Source organism: Glycocaulis abyssi, assembly GCF_041429775.1.
Taxonomy (GTDB): Bacteria; Pseudomonadota; Alphaproteobacteria; order Caulobacterales; family Maricaulaceae; genus Glycocaulis; species Glycocaulis abyssi.
Window position 1 is genome coordinate 42,434 of the sequence record NZ_CP163421.1, and the last position, 25,393, is coordinate 67,826.

Consider the following 25,393-nt stretch of genomic DNA (forward strand, 5'->3'; position numbering starts at 1 on the left):
TTAGACCTTCCCAAACCCGCCGCCGCCCGGCGTTTCGATCTCGATTGAATCGCCGGGTGAGAGCTGGACCGAGAACAGGGCGGGCTGCTCTTCAACTGTGCCGTCGGCGCGGATGATGCGCGCCTTGCCGGGCGCGCCGTTCCCGCCGCCCTTCAGGCCGGGCGGAGCCACGCGCCGGCGCCCCGAGAGCAGGCTCGCCTCCATCGGCTCAAGGAACTCGATCCGGCGCACCGAGCCATGCCCGCCGCGTTGTGTGCCCGCCCCGCCAGAGCCCTCGCGCACGCGGTGATGCAATACACGCACCGGATAGCGCAGCTCCATGATTTCCGGGTCGGTGAGGCGTGAATTGGTCATGTGGGTGTGGACGGCGTCCGCGCCGTCAAAGCTGGTTCCATCAGCGAGAAGCCCCGCGCCGGAGCCGCCGCAGATCGTCTCGTAATACTGATATGTTTCGTTTCCGAAGGTGAAGTTGTTCATTGTGCCTTGCGCGGCGGCCATGCGCCCTGTCGCCGCGAAGAGGGCGTCGACAATGAGCTGGCTGGTCTCGACATTGCCGGCCACCACCGCGCCCGGCGGCCGGGGCGCGATCAGCGAGCCTTCGGGGATGATGATCTCCACCGGCTTCAGGCAGCCTTCATTCAAGGGTATCTGATCCTCGACCAGACAGCGCAGCACGTAGAGCACGGCGGCCCTGGCCACGGCGCTGGGCGCGTTGAAATTGCTGGGAAGCTGGGCCGATGTGCCGGTGAAATCAATGGTCGCCGTGCCGTCTTGTGGCCTTGTGGTGATGGCAACGCAGATGCGCTCCCCGCCCTCCATCTCCATCACGGCAGAACCGCTTTCGAGAGCCCCGATGACGCGGCGTACGGCCCGCTCGGCATTGTCCTGCACGTGGCCCATATAGGCGCGCACGACGTCCAGCCCCTGCTCGGAGATGAGGCGTTGAAGCTCCTGCGCGCCGCGTGCGCAGGCGGCCAGCTGGGCTTTGAGATCGGCGATATTGCGCTCCGGCGCGCGGGCCGGATACGGGCCTGATGCCAGCACTTCGCGCACTGCCGCTTCTTCGAACTTCGTGTCCGAAAGAATTTTGACGCTATCGAAGACCACGCCCTCCTCCTCAATGGTTTTCGAGAAGGGCGGCATGGAGCCGGGGGCGATCCCGCCTACATCGGCATGGTGTCCGCGCGAGGCAACGAAGAAGAGGCGCTCGCCAGCTTCGTCGCACACGGGCTGGACGATGGTGATATCCGGCAGGTGTGTGCCGCCATTATAGGGCGCGTTGAGCGCGACGGCTTCGCCTGCGGCGAGATCCGGGTGGGCGTCTAGCGCCGCGCGCACACTCGCCGACATGGAGCCCAGATGGACCGGCATGTGCGGCGCGTTGGCGACCAGCCCGCCTTGCGCGTCAAAAACGGCGCAAGAGAAGTCCAGCCTTTCCTTCATGTTGACCGAGTGGGCCGTGCGCTCCAGCACCACGCCCATCTCCTCGGCAATGCCCATGAAGCGGCGGTTGAACAGCTCCAGCGTGACCGGATCGAGCGCGGTGGAACCGGCGGTTTTCGCAGCCCCTCCCGCCCGCTCGATAATCAGCGCGCCGGTGCGTCCCGGCCGCGCCGTCCACCCCGCATCCAGCGTAATGGTCTGGCCCGGTTCCATGATGAGGGCAGGGCCAGCGACGACCTGCTCCCGGCCAAGCTTTGCAAGCGAATAAATGGGTGCCTCCTGCCACTGCCCCCCGGAGAAAAGACGGGTCTCGCCCTCGCTCCGGGCTTCGGTGTCCCTCGTATGCGGCGTGGATGGCAGCGCTGCGGCGGAGGGGGCTTCGGCCTTTACCGAGACCGATTCAATAATGAGCGCGGAGGCTGGCGCAGTGAAGCCGAACAGGCGCAGATGCGCGGCGGCGTGGGCCTCGCGGATCTCCGCCATATCCCCCATGGCGACGGGCAGGGCGGTGTCCGATCCGGCGACGCGGATATGCAAGAGATGGGCGGCGCGAACCTCTTGCGCGCCTTGCGTCCTGAGGGCCGCGTGTGCGTCATCCTCCAGCGCCGACAGGCGCGCCTGCGCCGCGTTCAGGCCATCGGCGTCCAGCGGCGTTTCCAGCGCGGCCTGGCGGGTGTCCATGAGAGCCGCCATGCCAATGCCCAGCGCGGAGAGCAGCCCGGCCTTGGGGTGGATGATGATGCGCGACACGCCCAGCGCGGCGGCGACCTGACAGGCGTGCTGCCCGCCCGCCCCGCCAAAGGCGTTCAGGCCATAATCGCGCGGATCAATGCCCTGCGCGGTGGTGATCTGGCGGATGGCGCCGGCCATGGCCTCGGCGGCGATGGTGAGGAAACCCTCCGCCGCCACTTCGATGCTGCCTGCGCCCATCGCCTCTGCCAGCGGGCGGATCGCCGCGCGCGCGGCTTCCATGTCCAGCGGGGCGTTCCCGTCCGGCCCGAAAACGTGGGGAAACCAGTCCGGGTGCACCCGGCCAAGGACAAGGTTCGCATCCGTAATGGTTGCCGGTCCGCCAAGCCCGTAGGCGGCGGGGCCGGGGCGTGCACCGGCGCTGTGCGGGCCGACGCGGGCGCGCTCGCCGTCGAAATGCAGGATGGAACCGCCGCCGGCGGCCACGGTGTGGATGGCGAGCATGGGCGCACGCAGGAGACGCCCGGTTATGGAGACCTGCTCGCGGCGTTCAAATGCCTCCCCGTCATAGCGCGACACATCGGTGGACGTGCCGCCCATGTCAAAGCCTATAACGCGCCTGATGCCTTCGGCCTTTGCGGTCTCCGCCATGCCGACCACGCCGCCCGCCGGGCCGGAGAGCACCGCGTCACGCGCGCGGAAATGGCCCGAACGGGCAAGCCCGCCCGATGATTGCATGAAATAGAGCGGTATATCGCCAAGGCCCGCGCCGACGCGCGCGGCATAATCCTGCAGGACCGGCTCCAGATAGGCGTCGATCACGGTGGTCGAGGCGCGCGGGATCAGGCGCACCAGCGGGCTGACCTCGCTGGACAGGCTGATATGGTCAAATCCGGCCTCGCGCGCCAGTTCGGTCACGCGTGCTTCATGCATAATATTCACATGTGAATTAATGAGCGCAATCGCGACAGACTGGATGCCTTGGCCGCGCGCTGAAACGAGGATGCCGCGCAGTTCTGCCGTGTCCAGCGGAGCGATCTCACGGCCCTCCACATCCAGCCGTCCGGCAATCCCGGCGATGCGGGCGGGCAGGGGGCGGGGCCGGTCAATGCGCAGGGCGAAAATGTCCGGCCGGGTCTGGTCCTGGATCAGCAGGCAGTCCTCAAAGCCCTTATTGGTGATGAAAAGTGTCTTCGCGCCGTCCTCTTCCAGCAGGGCGTTGGTGGCCACTGTCGTGCCCATCTTCACGCCGCGCACCGCGCTTGCTGACAGGGGGGTGCCGTCCGCCATGCCGGTCATGCGGCGCACACCTTCACTGGCGGCATCACCATAGGCGGCGCTCTCAGACAGGAGTTTCAGCGCGCGCAGCTCACCATCGGGCGAGAGGCCCAGAATATCAGTGAACGTGCCGCCACGATCTATCCAGATCTCCCACATTGCGGTGCTGTCTGCGCCCATTTGCCTCTTCCGTTTGCCGGTTTTGCGGTGCAGATAAGCGCGCATGAGCGTCTGGCGCAAACTCGCAGAGCTGATTACCGGCCCCGCCGACCCGTTCGCCTGCCCGGAGGGTGATTGTCCGCCGGGGCACCGGGTGGATGATGCCGAGTTTGCGATGGCCCTGATCGGGCTGGGCGCGAAGATGGCCAAGGCCGATGGCGAGGTGACCCATGACGAGGTGGCCGCCTTCCGCCAGGTCTTGCGCGCGCCCTCAGGCTTTGAGGCTTCGCTGATGCGCGCCTTCAATCTGGCCAAGCAGACAACGCTGGGGTTTGAGGGGTATGCGCGCCGGCTGGCGCGGCGCTTCCGCGCGCATCCGGCGATTCTGGAAGACGTGCTCGATGGGCTATTTCACATCGCCAAGGCCGATGGCCGCGTGACGGCGGAAGAGATGGAATACCTCCATTCGGTCTCGGGGATTTTCGGATTTTCCGACAGCGAGTTTGACCGCATCCGGGCCGGTCATGGCGCGCTGGACGGGGAAGACCCCTATCTGGTGCTGGGGGTGGACCGCTCGATCGAGGATGGTGATCTGAAACGCGCCTATCGGCGCATCGCCTCGCAGAATCACCCTGACCGGCTGATGGCGCGTGGCGCGCCGCTGGAATTGCAACGCCTTGCGGACGAGAAAATGGCTGTTATCAACGCCGCCTATCAGAAAATCCTCGTCGAGCGGGGACTGAAACCGTCAGCCTTGTCTGCCTGAGCTGTCCTTTGAGGCCATGACCCGCCACCCATCAGGCCCAGTGGCTAGGCAGGCTGGCAGGAACGGATTCGCCGCAGCGTGCATTAAATCTGTGTGAGAGATGGCCCGTTGCCATTGACGTGGCCGGTTAAACCACCAACTCTAGCCAGACCGGCACGGTCGCTCTTTAGCCGATGACGCGGGAGACACTGATGACACAGCAACCGGCCTTCAATTCCGACGCCGCCGTGCAGGCGCTGCGCGCGGTTCTTGCTGCGATTATCGCTGCGGCGTTCATCGGTCTGGTTGTGCTGCTGGCAGCTGTGCTCACGGCAGCGGCCTTTGTGATTGCAGGGCTCGCGGTTCTTGGCGCTGGCGCTTACTGGGTCTATCGAAAGGTGCGTGGCCGCCGGAAGACGGACAGTTCGGTGCTGGTTGCCCGGCGCGGCCCGCATGGCTGGACGGTGGACGGCACCAGCACCCCGCGCGGCTGACCGGCCCGCTGCCCACGGTAACACTTCGCCCGGTTTCGTGACTTGAAGCGCCGTCTCATGGCGGCTACAGCGCGGCCATGAGTCCGCGCCACTTTGCCCTTCTGTTTGCTGTCTGCCTGGTCTGGGGCGTCAATTTCGTGGTCGCGAAATGGTCGGTCTCCGGCACGCCGGACATCCTGCCCGGCTTTGAGGGCGTGCCGCCGCTCTTCTTTGCCTTCATCCGCTTTGCGCTGCTCTATGCGATGCTGGCGCCCTGGCTTTTACCAGTACCGAAGAAGATCGGGCCGGTCATCGGGGCCGGGCTTGGCATGGGCGCGATCCAGTTTGCCCTCCTGTTTGTCGGCCTGCACTACGCCACGCCCTCATCGATTGCGATCGTGGTGCAGCTCTCGGTGCCGTTCACGACAATCCTCTCCATCATGTTCCTGAAGGAGAAGGTGGGCTGGGTGCGCGCCTCCGGCATGGGCATGGCGTTTGCGGGCGCCTCTCTGGTGGTGCTCAAACCTGCCGAGATCAGCTTCACCGTGGGATTGCTGGCAGGCGTTGGCGCGGCGATGGCGGCGGCGGCCGGGTCGATCTTCGTCAAGCGCGTGGAGCTGACCACCATCCCCTTGCAGGCGTGGATCGGGCTGTTTTCCTGGCCGCCTCTGCTGATTGCCAGCCTGATATTCGAGCGCGGCCAGATAGAGGCGATGCTGGCAGGCGGCTGGCTGCTGATCGCGACGCTGATCTTCACCGTGGTGGTGGTGAACATATTCGGTCACGGCGCCTTCTACTGGCTCCTGCGCCGCTATGACGCTTCGCTGATCGCGCCGATGACGCTGATGGCTCCGCTGATCGGGGTGATCTCAGGCGTTGTATTGCTGGGCGACCCGGTGAGCTGGCAGCTCGTGGCTGGCGGCCTGATCGCGATTGCCGGCGTGGCGCTGGTGGCGGCGCGCCGCTCGCGCACGCTGCCGCCTGAAACCGTGATACAAAAACCGCGATGACGCTGATCCACCGCCCTTCGCCCAATTTCAATGACCGCGCCTTGCCGGTCTCCATGCTGGTTCTGCACTACACAGGCATGGAGACGGGCGGGGCCGCGATTGACCGGCTGGCCGATCCCGACGCGAAGGTCTCCGCCCACTATGTGGTGGAAGAGGATGGCAGCGTCATCGCCATGGTCGATGAGGCAAAGCGCGCCTGGCACGCCGGGCTGAGCCATTGGCGCGGTATTACCGACATCAACTCAGCCTCCATCGGCATCGAGATCGTCAATGGCGGGCATGATTTCGGCCTGCCGGACTATCCGCCCGCGCAGATCGAAGCGGTGATTGCGCTCAGCCGCGCGATCATCGACCGCCACGCCATTAATCCGGTCAATATCGTCGGTCACAGCGATATCGCGCCGGGCCGCAAGATCGATCCGGGTGAGAAGTTTCCGTGGGAAAGGCTGGCGCGCGAAGGCGTGGGGCTATGGCCTGACGGGGCAGAGCCCGCCACGCCGGATGACGCCCGCGCAGCCACCTTGCTGGCCGTTATCGGCTATAATCCGGACCTGCCTTTGAGCATGGTCCTCACCGAGTTTCAACGCCGCTACCGGCCCTCATGCCTTGATGGCATGCTGGATGCCGAGACGATGGGGCTGATCGAGGCACTGGCGGATACCATCTCTGGATCGTGAGGTTTCCTCTCATGGTTTCCCGGGTGGCCGCCCTCGTCCTTCGAGACGTTCGCTACGCTCACCCTCAGGATGAGGGCGACGGGCGCTTTTCCCCTCATCCATCGGCCACGTGGTGCTCGAAGGACGAGGGAAAAAGCCCAGCCCGCTTGATCTTTGCCCGCCGAAGCCCGACTTAATGCCTGTCAGCGCCGCGCAAAATCGTGGATGAAGTCGAGGGGTTGGACGGAGCGACCACCCTTGCTCTGTTGCAACTGCATTTATTATCGCCGCAATCGAGGCGGTCTGCACACAAACCGGTGCCAATCAATCTTATGCAATCTTGGACATTAAGACAGTCGCAGGAATTCCGGTTGCACTGAAACGGTTGCGCGTCAGGAGGAATTTGAGGGTGGCCATTATCAGGTTGAACCTGGAGAGTCTGCCTGACTGAGCTTTGCTGCCCTGCCGTTTGAGGCCCTCGTGCCCCCCTGAAATTTTGGTTGCGGTGGAGCAAGCTGATAGCGCGCTGGTAATCTCCAGCCTCCAGAGCGGCACGGATGGCCGGAGTCGTTGTACGGATACTGTCGTTGGGACGAGCATTCTCATCGTCATCGTCAAGGGTAGGAATAATTAGGAAGCTACAATTACACCATCCAGTGGTTCCATGACAAATAAAATCTCCCCGACAAATTCGAGTTTCAAATAAATCCATGCAATCGGCCAGTCCTTTGCACCAGCAATTGTCAGCAGTGCAGTAAAAAGCCTGTACATCCGGCAAGTTTTCGCGGTCATCCTCGGAAACAAGCGCCCGCATTCGCGCCAGATCCCCGGACTCGATCGCTGCACGGGCTTCCGGACTCAGGCGGCCTTGTCTGTCTGTTCGCCCTTCAACCTCCTGCGCAATAGTGGCGCGCCCGGCCTGGGCTTGAGCGGCTTCGGAACGTGCGCTCTGCCCGTCCGCGCCATAAGCTTGCAGAAAAACGCTGGACACAAAAATAGACAGAAAAAAAGCGATCTGCTTCATTGTACCCTCCACCAATATAATGGTTGATGATACCTTTGCTTAACAAAACGAGCAATCTAAAATTATCTAAACTTATCAGGGTATTGGCCGTGAAATCACACGTGCGCCTTGATGGTGCGCTGGATAATGAGACGATGGGCCTGATCGAGGCGGTGGCGGGGAAAATTTCCGCGGCGTGAAATTCTTCTTGCTCCCCTCCCGCATCGAATGAATGTCATCCTCCGCTTCATGCGGGTGAGCCATGCCGCTTTTGGTTCCGCAACGCATCTGCGTTGCGATGTTCCGCGGGCGCGCGTTGGCGCTCTTCAGGCCGCTGTGCGGCCTGTTTAGACCCCGCTAGCTTCAAGCCCCCAGGCATGGGTGGCCCGGACACCCGCCTGCGCGGGCGCAGGCAAGCCGCGCCATGACAGCCTGGAGAGCCTCCCGCTTGACCTTTGCCTGCCGAAAGCCGACTTAACACCCGTCAGGCGGCCGGGCAGCCGCTTCCGTCCAGTGCCGAAAGGCGGGCGGGAGAGGAAAGTCCGGGCTCCATGGAGGCAGGGTGCCGGGGAAATCCCGGCGGGCCGGGGGTGAAGCCCCGGTTCAGGGATAGCGCCGCAGAAATCAGACCGCCGGGCCTTCGGGGCCGGCAAGGGTGAAACGGTGGGGTAAGAGCCCACCGCCCCGACCGCAAGGAAGGGGGCACGGCAAGCCCCACCCGGAGCAAGACCGAATAGGGACGGGCGTCCGCTTCGCGCGGGCAGGTGCGCCTCCGCATTCCGTCCGGGTAGGTCGCTGGAGGTGGCGCGCAAGCGCCATCCAAGAGGAATGGCTGCCGCTTCTTTCCATACCGGAAAGAATGGCACAGAACCCGGCTTACAGGCCGCCTGACGCTTCAATTTCCTGCGAAATTCCAACAGCGCGTGCGGCGTTAATCAATTGTTCTTTGTCTGTTCTGCTTTGCTGCGCCGCAATGTGTTGCGCCTTTACTTGGCCGCGCCTGTAAAAACAGTGCTGGAGACTGGTTTCGGCATTGTTTCCCATCCTTTCCCATGATATCCCATCATTAACCACATCGGGGAGCATGCCGCTATGTGGGAAGCCGGGGAGCGCCGCAGGAGATGTTTTTCTCCACCACTACCAACGGGATAGATGCCAAGGGACGGGTTTCCGTCCCGGCCGATTTCCGTGCCGTGGTGTCAGCCGAGCGCTTCGGCGGCATTTATGTCTGGTGTTCGTTTAACGGTCCGTTCCTGGAGGGCGGTGGCGAGGCGCTGATGGCCGAGATGGCCGCAGCCATCGATGCCATGGACCCGTATGACGATGCCCGCACCGCGTTTGAGCGCGTGATCTTTGGCGGCGCGCGCCCGCTCTCCTTTGACCAGACGGGCCGCATCTCCCTGCCGCGCGAATTCATCGAGTATGCGAGCTTGGACGCCAAGGCGACCTTTGTCGGCATGGGCCGGCGCTTCGAGGTCTGGTCGCCTGAAGCGCACGCAGAGCGCCATGCGCGTGATCTCAGCTTCGCCCGCGACAACAAGGCCGCTCTGCGCCGTCCTGCCCACCGGCCGGAGGGTGGATGATGGCGCATGTCCCGGTCCTGCTCGATGAAGTGATGACGGCCATCCGCCCGCGCGCAGGCGGGCTTTATGTGGACGGCACGCTGGGCGGCGGGGGCTATGCCCGCGCGGTGCTGGCCGTTCATGGCGCGCGCCTGATCGGCATTGATCGTGATCCCGAAGCGGCCAGGACCGCCGCAGCGCTGCGCAAGGTTTTCCCCGACACATTCGCTTTCCAGTCCGGTGCGTTCTCGCTGATGGAACAGATCGTCGAGCTGGCGGGCAGTGATGGCGTTGATGGCGTGATGCTCGATCTGGGTGTGTCGTCGATGCAGATCGACGAGGCAGAGCGCGGCTTCTCCTTCCAGAAGGATGGCCCGCTGGATATGCGCATGGCGCGCTCCGGCCCCAGCGCTGCTGACGCTGTCAATCATCTGGACGCTGACGAGCTGGCCGCGATCTTCAAGGTCTATGGCGAGGAGCGCCATGCGCGCCGCGCCGCGCGCGCCATCGTCGAGGACCGCGCCGCAAAGCCGTTTGAGACCACGCTGGAGCTGGCTTCCTTGATGGCGCGGGTGATCGGCGGCAAGCCGGGGCGCATTCACCCGGCTACACGCGTGTTTCAGGGCTTGCGCATTTACGTAAATGACGAGCTGGGCGAGTTGATTCGGGCGCTCGGCGCGGCAGAGCGCATCCTGAAGCCCACCGGCGTGCTGGCGGTTGTCACCTTCCATTCGCTGGAAGACCGGATCGTGAAGACCTTCCTGCGCGCCCGCGCGGGACTGGCCTCGCAGGGCTCGCGCCATGCGCCGGAGGTGAAGGCCGGGCCAGCGCCCAGCTTCTCGCTGCTGACGCGCAAGGCCATCGAGCCGTCTGAAGCGGAAATTGCCGCGAACCCGCGGGCGCGTTCGTCGCGTCTGCGCGCGGGCGTGCGCACCACCCATCCTGCCTGGCCTGCCGACGATGACGGCCTGCCCGGCGTTCCCCCTTACAGCCGCCTTCTGGAGTGTGTCGCATGATACGCCTCTTCTTCTTTTTCGGCATTCTGGGCAGCATGGTTCTTCTGGGCGCGCTTTACGTGGCCAAGGCCGAAACCGATGCGGCGCAGGCGCGCCTCGCCGGCCTTCAGGTCGAGCTGGCCCGGGAGCGCTCGCGCATCAACACGCTGACGGCCAATATCGCGCATCTGGAAGACCCCGAGCAGCTGCGCGCCCTTGCCCGCACCCATCTGGGGTTTGAGCCTGTGCAGTCTGCGCAGGAATTGTCGCTGGCCGAGCTGGCGCAGGTGCGCGCCGAAGCCGAGCGCATGGCGCCGCAAACGGCGCAGGCCAGCTGGCAGGCCAACACCCCACGTATACGAGGGCGTCAATGACAGGCTGGCTGGCGCGTCTGTTTGGCAGGGTCCGCATCCGGCGTTCGCGCGCCGGGCTGGCACCTGTGCGCGGCGACGGGCCGGCCGGCTTTGATGTCAATGCAACCATCCGCCTGGAAGATGAGGCCGGACAGGCGCTGGGGCGCACGCGTTTGCGGCTGGGTTTTATCGGCGTTCTGGTGGGCGCCGGTTTTCTTGTTGCTGCAGGGCGCGCCGTAGAGCTGGCGATCACCGGCGAATTTGCTGAGGCCGCGCCCGTGCGCGTGGCGCAAGCTCCGGTCCAGCGCGGCGAGATCGTGGACCGCAATGGCCAGATACTCGCCAGCAATCTCGATTTCCACTCTGTCTTTGCTGACCCGCGCCAGGTCTGGGATCCGGCTGAAACGGCGCAGGCCCTACGCACCGTGCTGCCGCACCTGAATGCGGAAACCCTGCAGCGTGATCTCTCATCCAATCGCAATTTTGTCTGGATAGAGCGCGGGCTTGGTCCGCGCGAGCGTCAGGCCATTCACATGCTGGGCCTGCCGGGGATCGGTTTCCGGGTGGAGCCGGGGCGGGTCTATCCGCGCCGCCGCCTCGCAGCCCATCTGGTTGGCTATACAGATCGCGATCTGGCCGGCCTTGCCGGGGCCGAGCGCGCCTTCAATGACGAGCTGAATGATGGGTCTGGCCGTCCGGTCAGCCTGTCCATCCATCTGGGCGCGCAAGACGCGCTGGAAACCGTTCTGCGCGAGCGCATGGAGCGCTATTCGGCGCAAGGCGCGATGGCGGTGCTGATGCGCGTGGGTACCGGCGAGATCATCGCTCTGGCTTCCCTGCCGGATTTCGATCCCAACCGGGCGGGCAGCGAGCCTGCCGAGAACCGCTTCAACCGCACGGTGCAGGGCGTCTACGAGCTCGGCTCGATATTCAAGCCGCTGACCCTCGCCGCCGGTATCGAGGCCGGTCTGGTGCGCCTTGATGACACGTTTGATGCGCGCGCGCCTATCGCCATCGGGTCTCACCGTATCCGCGATTTCCGCCCGCAGGCGCGCATTCTCACCGCGCGCGAGGTCATCATTCATTCGTCCAATATCGGTTCTGCCCGGATGGCGGAACACATTGGCGATGAGGTGCTGACCAGCTTCTTTGGCGAGCTTGGCCTCTGGGAGCGGCCGCCGCTGGAGATTATTGAGGGCCAGAACCCGATCCTGCCTGCACGCTGGGGGCGTGCCGAGCTGATGACGGCTTCCTATGGCCACGGCTTCAACGTGTCGCCTGTCGCGGCGGCAGCGGCCTATGCGGCGCTCGCCAATGACGGGATCTACACCCCGCCCACGCTGCGCCCCGTCGGTCCCACTGACATCGTGCCGCAAATCCCGGTGATGAGCTCGGCCACGGCCGCTCAGGTGCTCGGCGTGATGCGCGCGGCTGTGGCGGGCGGTCAGGCCGACCGTGAGGGTCTCGCCATCGCTGGCAAGACCGGCACCGCCCAGCGCATCGTCAATGGCCGCTATCAGGCGGGTAATGTGCTGACCAGCTTTGTCGGTATCTTCCCGTTTGATGACCCGCAATACGTGCTGGTGGTCAGCCTCGATCAGCCGCGTCCCATCCGCGAGACGCACGGCTTCAACACGGCTGGCTGGAACGCGGCCCCGACGGGCGGCGAGATCATCGAGCGCGTCGCGCCGGTACTGGGCGTGGGCCGCCGCGAGGCCGATCCCGGCGCGCGGGTGCAGACGGTCGCGCGCATGTTTGTGCCGCGCACGCCGGTGCGTGACGGACCTGAAGAGCCTGTCGAGCTGGCTGCAGGCGGGACTGAACCATGAGCACAACCCGCAAGCTCGCTGACATTCTGCCCGGCGGCGTGAGCGTGCCGGACGGTGCGCGTGATCTCGCCATTACCGGGCTGGCGCTGGACAGCCGGGCGGTGAAGCCCGGCTTTGTCTTTGCCGCTCTTCCCGGCGTGACGGCGCATGGCAATGCCTTCATCAAGGCGGCAGTGGAAGCGGGCGCGGTGGCAATACTCGCCGAGCGTGGCACGTCAGCGCCCGTTCCGGTGATCGAGGCGGATGATCCGCGTCTGGCGCTGGCGCAGATGGCGGCGCGCTTCTCTCCCGGCCAGCCCCGCTATATCGCGGCCATCACCGGTACTAACGGCAAAAGCTCCACGGTGGAGTTTCTGCGCCAGATCTGGCAGGCGGCAGGCCATGAGGCGGCAGCGTTGGGTACGCTGGGGGTGACGCGCAGTTCCGGGCGCACCGATGTGGGTTACACCACGCCGGACGCGATCGCCCTGCACGCCGCGCTCGATGCGCTCAGCCACGAAGGTGTCACCCATCTGGCGATGGAGGCGTCTAGCCACGGGCTGAAGCAGCGGCGCATGGACGGCGCGAAAATTGCCCTGGCAGGGTTTTCCAACCTCACCCAGGACCATCTCGATTACCACCCGGATTTTGAGGACTATTTCGCGTCCAAGATGCGCCTGTTCGACGAGCTGCTGCCCGAAGGCGCCCCCGCCGTCATCACGGTGGACAGTGAATGGGGCGAGGCGGTGGTGCGCCGCGCCGAGGCGCGCCATCAGCAGATTTTCACCGTCGGCTGGAATGGGCGTGACATCCAGCTGAAGGAAATCACGCCTCATGCCGCCTTCCAGCATGTGCGCTTTGTCCATGCGGGCAAGGAGCATGTCCTGACCCTGCCGCTGATGGGCGAGTTTCAGGCCAGCAACGCCTTTCAGGCGGCCGGTATGGCTATCGCGAGCGGGGTAGATGCCGGCACCGTGTTCGCTGCGCTGGAGACCCTCAAGGGCGTGGCAGGGCGTCTGGAGCTTGTCGGTACGACGCCTGAGGGCGCACCTGTTCTCATCGACTATGCCCATACGCCAGACGGGCTCGACAAGCTCCTGCGTGCGGCCCGTCCGCATACGGCAGGCCGGGTGATCGTGGTATTCGGCGCAGGCGGCGACCGCGATCCGACCAAGCGTGAAAAGATGGGCGCTATCGCGGCCAAACTCGCCGACCGGGTGATCGTTACCGACGATAATCCGCGTTCTGAAGACCCGGCCCTCATCCGCAAGGCGATCCTGAAAGGGGCGCCGGGTGCCGAAGAGATCGGTGACCGTGAGACCGCCATCTTCACCGCCATCGGTGCGCTGGAAGCAGGTGACACGCTGCTGATCGCCGGCAAGGGCCATGAGACCGGCCAGACCATCAAGGGCGTGGTCCATCCGTTTGATGATGGCGAAGTGGCGCGCCGCGCCCTCGCTGCCAGAGCAGGCAAGACCTGGGAGCGGGGGCAATGACCGGGCCATTATGGACAGCGCGGGATGCCGCCGCCGCCACTGGCGGACGGCTGGTGGGCGGCGATGCCTGGCAGGCATCAGGCGTCTCGATCGATACCCGCACGCTGGAAGCCGGTGATCTGTTCGTGGCGCTGGCAGACCAGCGCGACGGCCATGATTTCGTGCCTGCCGCCGAGAAAGCAGGGGCCGCCGCCTCCATCGTGTCGCGCGAGGATGCAGGCACGGGCGCGCGTCTTGTCGTGCCGGATGTGCTCGAAGCGCTACAGCGCCTTGGCGTCGCGGCGCGCGAGCGCAGCAAGGCTGTGCGCGTTGGCGTCACAGGATCGGTCGGCAAGACATCGGTGAAGGAAGCCATCGCGGCGGTGTTCCGCGCCAGCGGCCCTGCTCACTGGAGCGTCAAATCCTACAATAATCACTGGGGCGTGCCGCTGACCCTGGCGCGCATGCCGCAAGACACCGCGCGCGGCGTGTTCGAGATGGGCATGAACCATGCCGGAGAGATTGCGGCCCTGACGACACAGGTCCAGCCCCATATTGCCCTCATCACCCGCATTGCGCCGGCGCATCTGGAAAATCTCGGCTCCATGGAGGCCATAGCCGATGCCAAGGCGGAGATATTTGCAGGGCTGGCAGGCGATGGCGTGGCGATCATCCCGGCAGATTGCGACTACGCGCCCCGGCTGGCCGCTCGCGTGAACGAGAGCGGCGCAGCCTTCCTCTTCGAGTTTGGCAAGGCCCGGCACGCTGCGGTGCGTATCCTGTCATGGGACCAGCAGGCGACATCCGGGCGTGGCCGGTTCGATGTGCTGGGCCGTATGGTGGATATTTCCATCCCGGCGCCGGGCGAACATCAGGCCCACAACGCCGCCGCCGTGATGGCTGCGTGCGTGGCGGCGGGCATTGATAGCGCCCAGGTAGCCGATGTGCTGGCCGGACTGGAGGCGCAGGCCGGGCGCGGCGCGAGCTTCATGGTAGAGCTGGATGGCGGCAGCGCGCGCATCATTGATGACAGCTATAATGCCAATCCGGTGTCGATGGCCTCGGCGATTGCTACGCTCGCCCGCCACACGCCTGAAGGCAAAGGCCGCCGCATCGCGGTGCTGGGCGAAATGCTGGAGATTGGCGAGAGCGCTCCGGCGCGCCACCGCGAACTGGCAGCGCCGCTGGCTGATGCCGGTGTGTCTGCGGTCATTGGCGTTGGCGCGATGATGGAGCATCTGGTGTCCGCGCTGCCCGGATCGGTGAAGGGCGCGATGGCTGCATCCCCGGCAGATGCCACGAAGCGGCTTGGCGACATGCTGCGTCCCGGCGATGTGGTGCTCATCAAGGGCTCGAACGGTTCGGGCGTTCATAAAGTAGTCGCAAGTTTACGAAACGGTGCCGTCAACGCGGTCATCAAAGGCTGATTTTCATGCTCTATTTCCTGTTTTCCCAGTTCGCGTCCGAGATCGCCCTGCTCAACGTGGTGAATTATCTGACTTTCCGCACCGGTGCGGGCCTGATCACGGCCTTCATCGTTGCGATCATCATCGGCAAGCCCTTCATCGGCTGGCTCAAAACCAAGGGCTCCCAGCCGATTCGCGATGACGGTCCGGAAACCCATGTGCTGACCAAGGCCGGCACCCCCACCATGGGCGGTTTCATCATCCTGATCGGCATACTGGCGGGAACCCTGCTATGGGCGGACCTCTCCAACCCCTATATCTGGGTCGTGCTGCTGGTCACGGCAGGCTTTGGCGGCATCGGTTTTCTTGATGACTGGCGCAAGGTGACCAAGCGCTCCTCGGCGGGCATTTCGGGCAAGATGAAGCTTGCCCTCCAGTCGGTTGTCGCGCTCATCGCCGTGTTCTGGATGACAGAGCTGCTCTCCTCGGCTCCCAACGTGCCGGAAGGCTTTGCCACCTCGATTGCCGTGCCCTTCTTCAAGGAAGTGCTGATCCCCTTAAGCTATGGCTTTTTCCTGTTCGGCCTGATCGTGATTGTGGGCGCGTCGAACGCCGTCAACATCACTGACGGGCTGGACGGCCTGGCCATCGTGCCGGTGATGATCGCGGCAGCCTCGTTCGGCTTCATCGCGTATTTCGTCGGTTCGGCGGTGTATTCCAACTATCTGTTCCTGAATTTCACGCCCGGCACCGGTGAGCTTGCTGTCATCTGCGGGACGATCCTTGGCGCGGGCCTTGGCTTCCTGTGGTATAATGCGCCGCCCGCCATGGTGTTCATGGGTGATACCGGATCGCTGTCGCTGGGCGGTGCGCTCGGGACCATCGCCGTGGCGGTCAAGCACGAGATCGTGCTGGCCATTATTGGCGGCCTGTTCGTGCTTGAGGCGCTCTCTGTGATGATCCAGGTGGCGAGCTTCAAGCTGACGGGAAAACGCGTTTTCCGCATGGCACCCATCCATCACCATTTTGAGAAAATGGGCTGGGCGGAGCCGACCATTGTCATCCGCTTCTGGATCATCGCTGTTGTGCTCGCCCTTATCGGTCTTTCCACGCTCAAGCTGAGGTAGCTCTTCCCCCATGATCCCTGTTACCGCCTACAAGGGCCGCCGCGTGGCGGTGTTCGGCCTCGGCCGCACCGGGATCACTGCTGCGCGGGCCCTGCTGGCCGGCGGGGCGGAGGTATCCGCCTGGGATGATAATGAGGCGGCGCGCGAAGCGGCCATCAAGGCCGGGCTGGAGCTGGATGATCTCAACCGGCGCGACTGGGGGGATATGGCAGCCCTGGTATTGTCTCCCGGCATACCGCTGACCCACCCCGCGCCTCACCGCATGGTCTCGCTGGCCAGGGCGGTGGGGGCGCCTGTCATTGGGGATGTCGAACTGTTCGCGCAGGCCATCGCCGAAACGCCCGGCGTCACGGTGATCGGCGTTACCGGCACGAACGGCAAATCCACCACGACGGCGCTGATCGGCCATATCCTGAAAAGCGCAGGGCGTGATGTGCGCGTGGGCGGCAATATCGGGGATGCGGTGCTGGGGCTGGAGCCGCCGCGTCCGGGCGCGATCTACGTGCTGGAGCTGTCCTCCTACCAGCTTGACCTGATCGAAAGCCTGCGCTGCCGGGTGGCGGTGTTTTTGAATCTCACGCCGGATCATATCGACCGGCATGGCGATATTGATGGCTATCGCCTGGCCAAGGAGCGCATTTTTGCCAATCAGCAGGACGGCGATACGGCGATTGTCGGCGTCGATGATGAGCCCAGCCGCAGCGTGTGTACGCGCCTGAAATCGCGCGCCGGTCTCAATGTCATCCCGGTATCCAGCCAGCGGCTGGTATCGTTTGGAGTCTATGCGCTGGCCGGCAAGCTTTATGACGAGACGGCAGGCGGCGGCGGTGCGCGCACGGTCATGGAGCTGCACCGCGCACAGGCGCTTCCCGGTTCGCACAATGCCCAGAACGCCGCCGCCGCTTACGCCGCCGTACGGGCGCTTGGGGTGAGCATTTCAGATGCGGTGGCGGGCATTGCCAGCTTTCCCGGCCTGCCTCACCGGCAGGAACGTGTGGGTGAGGCGGGCTCGCTTCTCTTCATCAACGATTCCAAGGCGACCAATGCCGAGGCGGCTGCGCAGGCGCTGGGCTGCTATCACGACATATTCTGGATTGCGGGCGGGCAGGCCAAATCCGGCGGGATTGAAAGCCTGCAGCCCTTCTTCCGGCGCGTCCGCAAAGCCTATCTGATCGGGCAGGATGCGGCCCTCCTCCGCAAGCAGCTGGGCAATGCAGTACCCCATGACATGTCCGGCACGCTGGAGCGCGCCTTGCAGAACGCGGCCATGGATGCGGCTGAAAGCGGATATCGCCGGCCTGTTGTGCTGCTGTCTCCGGCCTGCGCCTCGTTTGACCAGTTCAAGAGCTATGAGCATCGCGGCGATACCTTCCGCGCTCTGGTGAAAGATCTTCTGGAGCGGGCAACCAAGGGGGATGCGGCATGAACACGGCAAGCCGCAGCGGACTGGCGCGCCTCTGGTTCGGTCTGGACCGCACCTTGCTGTTCACCGTCACCGGGCTGATCGTGGTCGGCGTAACGCTGTCCATGGCGGCAAGCCCGAGCGCGGCGGAGCGCATCAGCCCCGGTGAGCCGTTCTACTATCTCTACCGGCACATCTTTTTTGCCGTGCTGTCGGTGGTGCTGATGGTGGGGATAGCCGCGCTCAGCCCGCGCGGCGCGCGCCGTCTGGCGGGGCTGGCGCTGGTGGGCAGTTTTCTGGCGCTGATTATCGTCGCCCTCGTGGGCCATGAGGTGAACGGTGCCACGCGCTGGCTGCGCTTTGGCAGTTTCTCGCTGCAGCCTTCGGAGTTTTTCAAGCCTGCCTTCATCGTGATAACCGCCTGGCTGTTCTCCGAGGAGAGCAAGGGCGCGCCCGTGCCCGGACGCCTCGTGGCGGCGGGCATTTATGTGCTGGCGATATGCTTCCTCATAGCCCAGCCCGATTTTGGCCAGTCCATCCTGCTGACGTGCATATTTGCCGCCATGCTGTGGGCGGCGGGGCTGTCCATCCTGCATACGGTGCTTCTGGGCAGCGTGGCGATTGGCGGCGCGGCGGGGGCCTATTTCTTCCTTGGCCATGTGCGTGACCGGGTGGCCGCGTTCCTCGCGCCCGCTTCGGGCAGCGGCCCGACCCAGACCGATATGGCTGTCGGCGCGATCACGCGCGGAGGCTTTACCGGCGTCGGGCCGGGTGAGGGCGAGATAAAGCGCCATCTGCCCGAAGCCCACACCGATTTCGTGTTTTCGGTCGCCGCTGAGGAATTTGGCCTGGCGGCGTCGCTCGCCATTATTGGCCTGTTCGCCATATTGTTTGCACGGGCCTGGTCGCGCTCCATGCGCCTGTCGGACAATTTTGCGCAGCTGGCCGTGGCCGGTCTTGCGCTGATGTTTGGCGGTCAGGCGCTGATCAATATTCTGGTCAATCTGGAACTGGCCCCGGCCAAGGGCATGACCCTGCCCTTCGTGTCCTATGGCGGCTCCTCCATGCTGTCTCTGGCCTTTGCGGCCGGTCTGTTGCTGGCGCTGACCAAGCGCACGCCGGGGGCCTATCTGCCAGAGCGCAGTCATTCACGGCTGGTGCCGGCATGAGCGCGCCCCGGCTTCTCATCGCCGCCGGAGGGACTGGCGGGCATATATTCCCCGCGCGGGCCGTGGCCGAGACCCTGCGTGAGGCGGGCTGGCAGATACGCCTTGTCACTGACCAGCGCGGCATGCGCCATGCCACAGGCTTTCCCTGCGAAGGCGTGGACCAGATCGAGGCGGCAACCCCGTTTGTGAAGAACCCGGCGCGCGCGGCAGGCAATACGGTCAGGCTCGCGCGCGGCTTTGCCAGCACGGGGCGCATCATTGCCAGGTTCAAGCCTGACCTGATTGCCGGATTTGGCGGCTATCCCGCCTTTCCCGCTTTGGCCCATGCCCGGCTGAAACGCATACCCTTCGTCATCCATGAGCAGAACGCCGTGCTGGGCCGGGTAAACCGCCTGTTCGCCGGCAATGCGTTCGCGGTGGCGTCCGGGTTTGACCGGCTGGACCGCCTGCCACGCAAATCCTGCCATGTGGTCACCGGCAATCCGGTACGCAGTGCCATTCTCGCGGGCGGGCGTACGCCCTATGCCGCGCCGCAAGGCGATGGGCAGGTCCGGTTGCTGGTCATTGGCGGATCGCTGGGCGCGCGCATACTATCCGTTGGTGTGCCAGAAGCGATTGCGGGCCTGCCTGAAGGATTGCGTGCACGTCTTGAGGTGACCCAGCAGACCCGCGCCGAGCAGATCGAGGCTTCGCGCCGCATCTATGCCGAGGCGGGCGTGCAGGCCCATTGCGAACCCTTCTTTGAGGATATGGGGCCGCTTTATGCAGCGGCGCATCTGGTGATTTCGCGCTCTGGCGCGTCCAGCGTGTCGGAGATTGCGGCGCTGGGACGGCCCTCGCTGCTGGTGCCGCTGGAGATCGCCGCGGACGATCACCAGCGCGCCAATGCGATGAGCCTGGCGCAGGCTGGCGGCGCGCAGATCATCACCGAGGACGAGATCGCTGCAGGCGCGCTGCGGGCGCGGCTTGAAACCCTGCTTGGCGATGGCGAAGCTCTGGCGAATATGGCCGAAGCCGCCCTGCAGGCAGGCAAGCCGGATGCGCATTTGCGTCTGGCATCGCTTCTGCAGGAGGCGGCGAACGCGCGCACCTGACACAGACTTTTCAAGGACAGTATTCATGGCTCCGATTGACCTGCCTGCCGCTACCGGCCCGGTGCATTTCGTTGGTATTGGCGGGATCGGCATGAGCGGCATTGCCGAGGTGATGCTCAATCTGGGCTACCGGGTCTCCGGGTCCGACATCAAGGACAGTGCCAATGTGGAGCGCCTGCGCAAGAAGGGCGCGGTCGTGCATATCGGCCATAAGGGCGAAAACGTGGAGGGCGCAGGCGCGCTCGTCGTCTCGTCGGCGGTAAAGCGCGACAATCCCGAACTGGTGGCGGCGCGTGCCAAGCGCATTCCCGTCGTGCGCCGGGCCGAAATGCTGGCCGAGCTGATGCGTCTGAAATACGCCGTGGCAGTGGGCGGCACGCACGGAAAGACCACCACCACCTCGCTCATCGCTGCGCTGATGGATGCGGCAGGGTTCGATCCGACCGTCATCAATGGCGGCATCATCTCTGCCTATGGCTCCAACGCCAAGATGGGTGAAGGCGAGTGGATGGTGGTGGAGGCCGATGAGAGCGACGGCTCCTTCCTCAAACTGCGCGGCACGGTCGCGCTCATCACCAATATCGATCCCGAACACATGGAGCATTACGGCGATTTCGATGCGCTGCGTGATGCCTTCGCCCAGTTCGTCGAGAACCTGCCCTTCTATGGCTTTGCTGCGCTGTGCACCGATCACCCCGAAGTGCAGGCGCTGGCAGCGCGCATCGAGGACCGGCGCATCATCACCTATGGCTTCAATCCGCAGGCCGATGTGCGCTGCATCAATCTGCGCACCAGTCCGGAAGGGGCGGTGTTCGACATTGCTTTCCAGCCGCCGGGCGAGGAGCGCGTGGTCTGGAAAGACATCTCCCTGCCCATGATGGGCGAGCACAATGTCCAGAACACGACCGGCGCGATTGCCGTGGCGCAGGCGCTGGGCTGCACCGACGAGGCGGCGCGCAAGGCATTGTCCGGATTTGCTGGCGTGAAGCGCCGCTTCACCATCACCGGCACAGCCAGGGGCGTGACCGTGGTGGACGATTACGGCCACCACCCGGTGGAGATCGCTGCCGTGCTGAAAGCGGCGCGCCAGCGGGCAGGGGACGGCAGGGTGATCGCTGTTGTCCAGCCGCACCGCTATACCCGGCTCAATGATCTTTTCGAGGAGTTCTGCACCTGCTTCAACGACGCGGATAGCGTGCTTGTGACGGAGGTGTATTCGGCTGGTGAAAGCCCGATCGAGGGCGCGGATCAGGCTTCGCTCATTGCCGGCCTCACCGCACATGGCCATCGCGACGCGGCGGCGACTTCGCGCGAAACCCTCGCCGATGATATCGCGCCGCGCGTCGCGCCTGGTGATCTGGTTGTCTGTCTTGGCGCTGGCGACATTACCGCCTGGGCAGCGGAGCTGCCGGGACGGCTGGAGCAGGTGCTGTGAGTTTCCCCTCTCTCCTTGCCCAGCTCCCGCAAGTGCGCGGGCAGTATATCGAGAACGCGCCGCTCTCTGACATTACGTGGCTGCGTGTGGGCGGGCCTGCGCAGGTGCTCTATTTGCCTGCAGACGAGGCCGATCTGGCGCGCTTTCTCGCCGAGACACCTGAAGACATTCCCGTCCATGTGCTGGGTGCGGGCTCGAACACGCTTGTAAGGGATGGCGGGGTGCCGGGCGTGGTGATCCGCCTGACGCCAGCTTTCGCGCGCGCGCAAGTGCTGGACGGCAATCGCATCCGCATCGGTACCGCGCTGCTCGACAAGATGGCCGCCAAGGCCGCCGCGAAGGCGGGCATTGCGGGTCTGGAGTTTTATGTCGGCGTGCCGGGCACGATCGGCGGCGCGATCCGCATGAATGCGGGCTGCTATGGGGCGGAGACGAAGGACGTGCTGGTGGAGGCCATCGCGCTCGACCGCCGGGGCCGCCGCCTGATCGTGAAACCCGATGAGCTGGGTCATGCCTACCGGCATTGCTCTGCGCCCGAAGACTGGATCTTCACCGAAGCGGTGTTTGAAGGCCGGGGCGATGAACCGGCTGCCATTCTGGAGCGCATGGACGAGATCACAAAAAGGCGCTCCGAGACGCAGCCCATCCGGGAGAAAACCTCCGGCTCCACCTTCAAGAACCCCGATCAGACGAAAAGCAAAGGCCGGTCGGCCTGGCAGCTGGTGGAGGCTGTTGGCGGGCGTGGACGGCGCAAGGGGGGCGCGCGCTTTTCCGAGATGCACGCCAATTTCCTCATCAATGATGGCAGCGCCAGCGCGGCGGACCTTGAGGGCCTTGTAGAAGCCATCCGCGCCGAGATTGCCGAGCATGAAGGCGTGGACATGCACTGGGAGGTCAAGCGGATCGGCCTGCCCGCAGGAGAAAACCCATGAGCAAGCGCATCGCCCTTCTGCTCGGGGGCCTCAGCCCTGAACGCGAGGTCTCGCTGGTTTCGGGCCGTGAATGCGCCAAGGGGCTGCGTGCCAAGGGTTATGAGGTGACGGAGATCGACCCCGCGAACGAGCGCTGGGTTGAGGACATCAAGGCGCTCAAACCCGATCTCGTGTTCAACGCGCTCCATGGGCTGTGGGGCGAAGATGGCCGCATACAGGGTGTGCTGGAATATCTGCGCATCCCCTACACCCATTCCGGCGTGCTGGCCTCGGCTCTGGCGATGGACAAGCAGAAGACCAAGGCGGTGTTGCGCCTTGCGGGCCTCAATTGCCCTGACGGGCTGATCGCCAGCCGGTTTGACGCCGCGCGCGAGCATCTCATTGCTGCGCCCTATGTCGCCAAGCCCAACGATCAGGGATCGTCGGTGGGTGTGCTGATCGTGCGCGAGGGGGCGAACCGCCCGCCTGCGGAGCTGGCCGCCGACAGCTGGCCCTATGGTGATGACATCCTCATCGAGAAGTTCATTCCCGGCCGGGAGCTGACCGTCGCCGTGATGGGTGAGCGCGCGCTGACCGTCACCGAGATCGTGCCGAAAACGGCTTTTTATGATTATGAGGCGAAATACGCCGATGGCGGGTCGGTGCACCGTCTGCCCGCCGACATTCCGGGCGATGTCTTTGACAAGGCGATGGAAGCGGCGGTCATCGCGCATCGCGAGCTGGGGTGTAGGGGCCTCACGCGATCTGATTTCCGCTGGGATGAGAGCGGGGATGGCAAGCTTTGGTTACTCGAAATTAATACCCAGCCGGGCATGACTCCCACATCGCTTGCGCCCGAACAGGCGGCGCATTGCGGTATCGGATTTCCCGACCTTGTCGCGTGGATAGCGGAGGACGCCAGTTGCCAGAGGTGAGGCGCAATCGAACTGCCCCCACCCGTGCCGGAAGCCCCGGCGCAACCCGCTCCCGCACCCGCAAGCCACCGGCCTCCATCCCCCAGCGCCCCATGGCCAACTGGGCCAGCGCCCAGCTGCGCACCGCGCGCTACCGCACCGTCAATGCGCTGCGTCTGGGCTTTTTCGTCCTGGCGGGCCTGACCGCGCTGGCGGTACTGGGCCTTGCGATGACGGGCGGGCTTGGAGCGGCTGGTGAAGGGCTGCGCACGGCCTTTGCCGATCATCTCACCCGGTCTGGCTATGTGGTGCGCGCGGTCGATGTGGCGGGTGCGCGCGACATTACGCCCAGCGAGATTGCACAGGCCATCGGCGCGCGGCCCGGAAGGGGGCTGATCGAGATTGATCCGAAGGAAGCACGCGCCGCCATCGAGGCGATGAGCCGGGTGGAGAGCGCGCAGGTCGTGCGCCTCTGGCCGGACCGGATCAGCGTCATCATCACCGAGCGCGCGCCCTATGCGCTCTGGCAGAATGGCGGCGTGCATTATGTGATCGACCGGCGCGGCATCGTGCTGGCCGGTGAGAACCCTGCCGATCATGCCGGCCTTCCCCGCCTGGTGGGTGCTGGCGCGAACGAGGCGGCTGAGGAGATCATCACGGCGCTGGCCCGCCAGCCTGAGCTTTCCGCGCTGGTTACCCATGCGGTGCGGGTCGGTGAGCGGCGCTGGAATCTGCGCCTGCAGTCGGGCAGTGACATTCTTCTTCCCGAAACCGGTCTTGCCAGCGCGGTCGCGCTGATCGCGGCCCTGCATGCTGACCAGCGCGTGCTGGATCTGGACGCCCAGTCCTTTGATCTGCGCGGTGAAGGCGAAATGGTTGTGCGGGCCTGGCCGGAGCGGGTGAGCGGTAGTGCCACGCGTGAGCGGGGGGCCTGACGCGAATGGGGCTGTTTTCGCGCAAGAGTGCCGACGCGGCGGGCGGCAAGCCGGGCGTCTACGCAGCGCTGGAGGTCGGCGCCGCCAAGACCGTCTGTTTTATCGTCAAGATGGAAGCCACGCTGACCGGGCCGCGCCCGCGCGTCATCGGCGTGGGCCACCATTCCAGCGCCGGGATGCGCGCGGGCGGTGTGGTCGATATCGATGCGGCGGCCGGCGTGATCCGCGCGGTCGTGGACAATGCCGAGCGCATGGCGCGCCACGCGGTCAGTGAAGTCAGCCTGGTCACCACGGCTGGCAGTCCAGCGTCGGAGCGCGTGTCCGTAGAGGCACCTGTATCAGGGCGCGAGGTGAGCGAGCGGGACCGCAATCGCGTGCTGGCAGCCGGGCTGCAGCAATGCGCGCGGCCGGGCCGGGCGATGCTCCACGCCATGCCGGTCTCCTGGCGGGTGGATGATAATCGCGGCGTGAAGGAACCGCGCGGTATGGCCGGGCGCAGCCTGGCGGTTGATCTGCATGTGATCTCGGCCAATGCCGATCCGCTGCGCAATCTGATGAATGCGGTGGCCCAGTGCCGCCTCGAGGTGAGCGAGGTCATTGCCTCGCCTTATCCCGCTGCCCTGTCTGTACTGGCCGGTGACGAGGCGCTGCTGGGCGCGACGGTCATCGATATGGGCGCAGACACGACAAGCTTTGCCGTGTTCGCTGATGGCGTACCGGTGCATGTCGACATGATCCCGGTGGGCGGCAGCCATGTCACACGTGACATTGCGCGCGGCCTTTCCACGCCTGTCCACGCCGCTGAACGCATCAAGGCGCTTTACGGTTCGGCGCTCGACAGCCCGGACGACGACCGGGCGATGATCGAGGCTCCGCCGGTTGCGACAGACCCTGATGCTGGGATGAACCAGTATCCGCGTGCCATGCTCAACGCGATCATCCGCCCCCGGCTGGAAGAGATTTTCGAGCTGATCCGCGACCGGCTGGACGCGGCGGGCCTGAGCGAAGCCTCCGGGCGCATTCTCGTGCTGACGGGAGGCGCTAGCCAGCTTCCCGGCGTGGTCGAGCTGGCAGGGCGTGTCCTGCGCCGCCAGACGCGACTGGGGCGTCCGGCCATGATTGCCGGGCTCGGCGATGCGCTGGCCGGTCCCAGCTTTGCTGCCAGTACCGGGGCGCTTGCCCGCCATGCCCGCGCACCAGCCGAGATACTCTCCGGCCCGCCACGCTTCATTACCGCGGCATCGGCGCGGCGTGTGGCCCGGCCTGCCTCGCAGCGCGGTCCTTCGGCGGTCTGGCGGTGGTTTGCCGAGAGCTTTTGAACACGGGAGCGCGTCGTTCGCTCTATGTTCC

21 protein-coding genes and 1 other RNA gene are annotated in these 25,393 nt (G+C 65.1%); 20 read left to right on the forward strand and 2 right to left on the reverse strand.

Features of this window, described 5'->3' with window-relative positions; all coding sequences use genetic code 11:
* Complete coding sequence (locus AB6B38_RS00195) at nt 1-3,591, reverse strand: hydantoinase B/oxoprolinase family protein (RefSeq protein WP_371393599.1); 3,591 nt, start codon at nt 3,589-3,591, stop codon at nt 1-3.
* A 43-nt stretch (nt 3,592-3,634) separates the two neighbouring features.
* Here AB6B38_RS00195 and AB6B38_RS00200 point away from each other — a divergent pair, with 43 nt between their 5' ends.
* From AB6B38_RS00200 to AB6B38_RS00215, 4 genes are all read left to right on the forward strand, one after another.
* On the forward strand, nt 3,635-4,336 hold the full coding sequence (locus AB6B38_RS00200) for a TerB family tellurite resistance protein (RefSeq protein WP_371393601.1): 702 nt from the start codon (nt 3,635-3,637) through the stop codon (nt 4,334-4,336).
* A gap of 191 nt (nt 4,337-4,527) precedes the next feature.
* Entirely contained in the window at nt 4,528-4,809 is a 282-nt protein-coding gene (locus AB6B38_RS00205; protein ID WP_371393603.1) for a hypothetical protein, read from the forward strand.
* Nucleotides 4,810-4,886: 77 nt separating this feature from the next.
* On the forward strand, nt 4,887-5,798 hold the full coding sequence (locus AB6B38_RS00210; protein ID WP_371393605.1) for a DMT family transporter: 912 nt from the start codon (nt 4,887-4,889) through the stop codon (nt 5,796-5,798).
* Nucleotides 5,795-6,475 carry an N-acetylmuramoyl-L-alanine amidase gene (locus AB6B38_RS00215; protein ID WP_371393606.1) on the forward strand — a complete coding sequence of 227 codons (681 nt, stop codon included), beginning with the start codon at nt 5,795-5,797 and terminating at the stop codon, nt 6,473-6,475. The genes AB6B38_RS00210 and AB6B38_RS00215 overlap by 4 nt, the downstream gene beginning before the upstream one ends.
* Before the next feature lie 172 nt (nt 6,476-6,647).
* Here the strand turns inward: AB6B38_RS00215 and AB6B38_RS00220 are convergent, their stop codons facing one another.
* Nucleotides 6,648-7,478 (reverse strand): hypothetical protein, encoded by an 831-nt coding sequence (locus AB6B38_RS00220; RefSeq protein WP_371393607.1) that lies wholly within the window; start codon nt 7,476-7,478, stop codon nt 6,648-6,650.
* Nucleotides 7,479-7,941: 463 nt separating this feature from the next.
* On the opposite strand from AB6B38_RS00220, the gene rnpB reads away from it, so the two are divergent.
* The 16 genes from rnpB (at nt 7,942) to ftsA (ending at nt 25,362) form a co-directional block, all read left to right on the forward strand.
* Nucleotides 7,942-8,352, forward strand: an RNA gene (gene rnpB / locus AB6B38_RS00225) — RNase P RNA component class A.
* A gap of 226 nt (nt 8,353-8,578) precedes the next feature.
* Complete coding sequence (locus AB6B38_RS00230) at nt 8,579-9,040, forward strand: division/cell wall cluster transcriptional repressor MraZ (RefSeq protein WP_371393608.1); 462 nt, start codon at nt 8,579-8,581, stop codon at nt 9,038-9,040.
* Entirely contained in the window at nt 9,040-10,035 is a 996-nt protein-coding gene (gene rsmH / locus AB6B38_RS00235) for a 16S rRNA (cytosine(1402)-N(4))-methyltransferase RsmH (protein WP_371395051.1), read from the forward strand. The genes AB6B38_RS00230 and rsmH overlap by 1 nt, the downstream gene beginning before the upstream one ends.
* Complete coding sequence (locus AB6B38_RS00240) at nt 10,032-10,388, forward strand: hypothetical protein (protein WP_371393609.1); 357 nt, start codon at nt 10,032-10,034, stop codon at nt 10,386-10,388. Before rsmH ends, AB6B38_RS00240 begins: the two co-directional genes overlap by 4 nt.
* The gene (locus AB6B38_RS00245; protein WP_371393610.1) at nt 10,385-12,196 is read left to right on the forward strand and encodes a peptidoglycan D,D-transpeptidase FtsI family protein; all 1,812 of its coding nucleotides are present in this window, start codon (nt 10,385-10,387) and stop codon (nt 12,194-12,196) included. Before AB6B38_RS00240 ends, AB6B38_RS00245 begins: the two co-directional genes overlap by 4 nt.
* Nucleotides 12,193-13,671, forward strand: coding sequence for a UDP-N-acetylmuramoyl-L-alanyl-D-glutamate--2,6-diaminopimelate ligase (locus tag AB6B38_RS00250; RefSeq protein WP_371393611.1), 1,479 nt, complete (start codon nt 12,193-12,195; stop codon nt 13,669-13,671). Before AB6B38_RS00245 ends, AB6B38_RS00250 begins: the two co-directional genes overlap by 4 nt.
* Nucleotides 13,668-15,077: a UDP-N-acetylmuramoyl-tripeptide--D-alanyl-D-alanine ligase gene (gene murF / locus AB6B38_RS00255; RefSeq protein WP_371393612.1), complete on the forward strand. Its 1,410-nt coding sequence runs from the start codon at nt 13,668-13,670 to the stop codon at nt 15,075-15,077. Before AB6B38_RS00250 ends, murF begins: the two co-directional genes overlap by 4 nt.
* Nucleotides 15,078-15,082: 5 nt before the next feature.
* Complete coding sequence (gene mraY, locus AB6B38_RS00260; protein WP_371393613.1) at nt 15,083-16,183, forward strand: phospho-N-acetylmuramoyl-pentapeptide-transferase; 1,101 nt, start codon at nt 15,083-15,085, stop codon at nt 16,181-16,183.
* Nucleotides 16,184-16,193: 10 nt separating this feature from the next.
* Nucleotides 16,194-17,609 carry a UDP-N-acetylmuramoyl-L-alanine--D-glutamate ligase gene (gene murD, locus AB6B38_RS00265; RefSeq protein ID WP_371393614.1) on the forward strand — a complete coding sequence of 472 codons (1,416 nt, stop codon included), beginning with the start codon at nt 16,194-16,196 and terminating at the stop codon, nt 17,607-17,609.
* Entirely contained in the window at nt 17,606-18,754 is a 1,149-nt protein-coding gene (locus AB6B38_RS00270) for an FtsW/RodA/SpoVE family cell cycle protein (RefSeq protein ID WP_371393615.1), read from the forward strand. The genes murD and AB6B38_RS00270 overlap by 4 nt, the downstream gene beginning before the upstream one ends.
* The gene (gene murG / locus AB6B38_RS00275) at nt 18,751-19,848 is read left to right on the forward strand and encodes an undecaprenyldiphospho-muramoylpentapeptide beta-N-acetylglucosaminyltransferase (protein WP_371393616.1); all 1,098 of its coding nucleotides are present in this window, start codon (nt 18,751-18,753) and stop codon (nt 19,846-19,848) included. Before AB6B38_RS00270 ends, murG begins: the two co-directional genes overlap by 4 nt.
* Nucleotides 19,849-19,873: 25 nt before the next feature.
* Nucleotides 19,874-21,283 carry a UDP-N-acetylmuramate--L-alanine ligase gene (gene murC / locus AB6B38_RS00280; protein ID WP_371393617.1) on the forward strand — a complete coding sequence of 470 codons (1,410 nt, stop codon included), beginning with the start codon at nt 19,874-19,876 and terminating at the stop codon, nt 21,281-21,283.
* On the forward strand, nt 21,280-22,215 hold the full coding sequence (gene murB / locus AB6B38_RS00285) for a UDP-N-acetylmuramate dehydrogenase (protein ID WP_371393618.1): 936 nt from the start codon (nt 21,280-21,282) through the stop codon (nt 22,213-22,215). Before murC ends, murB begins: the two co-directional genes overlap by 4 nt.
* Nucleotides 22,212-23,129, forward strand: a complete 918-nt coding sequence (locus AB6B38_RS00290; RefSeq protein ID WP_371393619.1) for a D-alanine--D-alanine ligase — start codon at nt 22,212-22,214, stop codon at nt 23,127-23,129. The genes murB and AB6B38_RS00290 overlap by 4 nt, the downstream gene beginning before the upstream one ends.
* A gap of 92 nt (nt 23,130-23,221) precedes the next feature.
* Nucleotides 23,222-24,043 (forward strand): cell division protein FtsQ/DivIB, encoded by an 822-nt coding sequence (locus tag AB6B38_RS00295; protein WP_371393620.1) that lies wholly within the window; start codon nt 23,222-23,224, stop codon nt 24,041-24,043.
* A 5-nt stretch (nt 24,044-24,048) separates the two neighbouring features.
* On the forward strand, nt 24,049-25,362 hold the full coding sequence (ftsA, locus tag AB6B38_RS00300; protein WP_371393621.1) for a cell division protein FtsA: 1,314 nt from the start codon (nt 24,049-24,051) through the stop codon (nt 25,360-25,362).
* Nucleotides 25,363-25,393 lie beyond the last annotated feature (31 nt).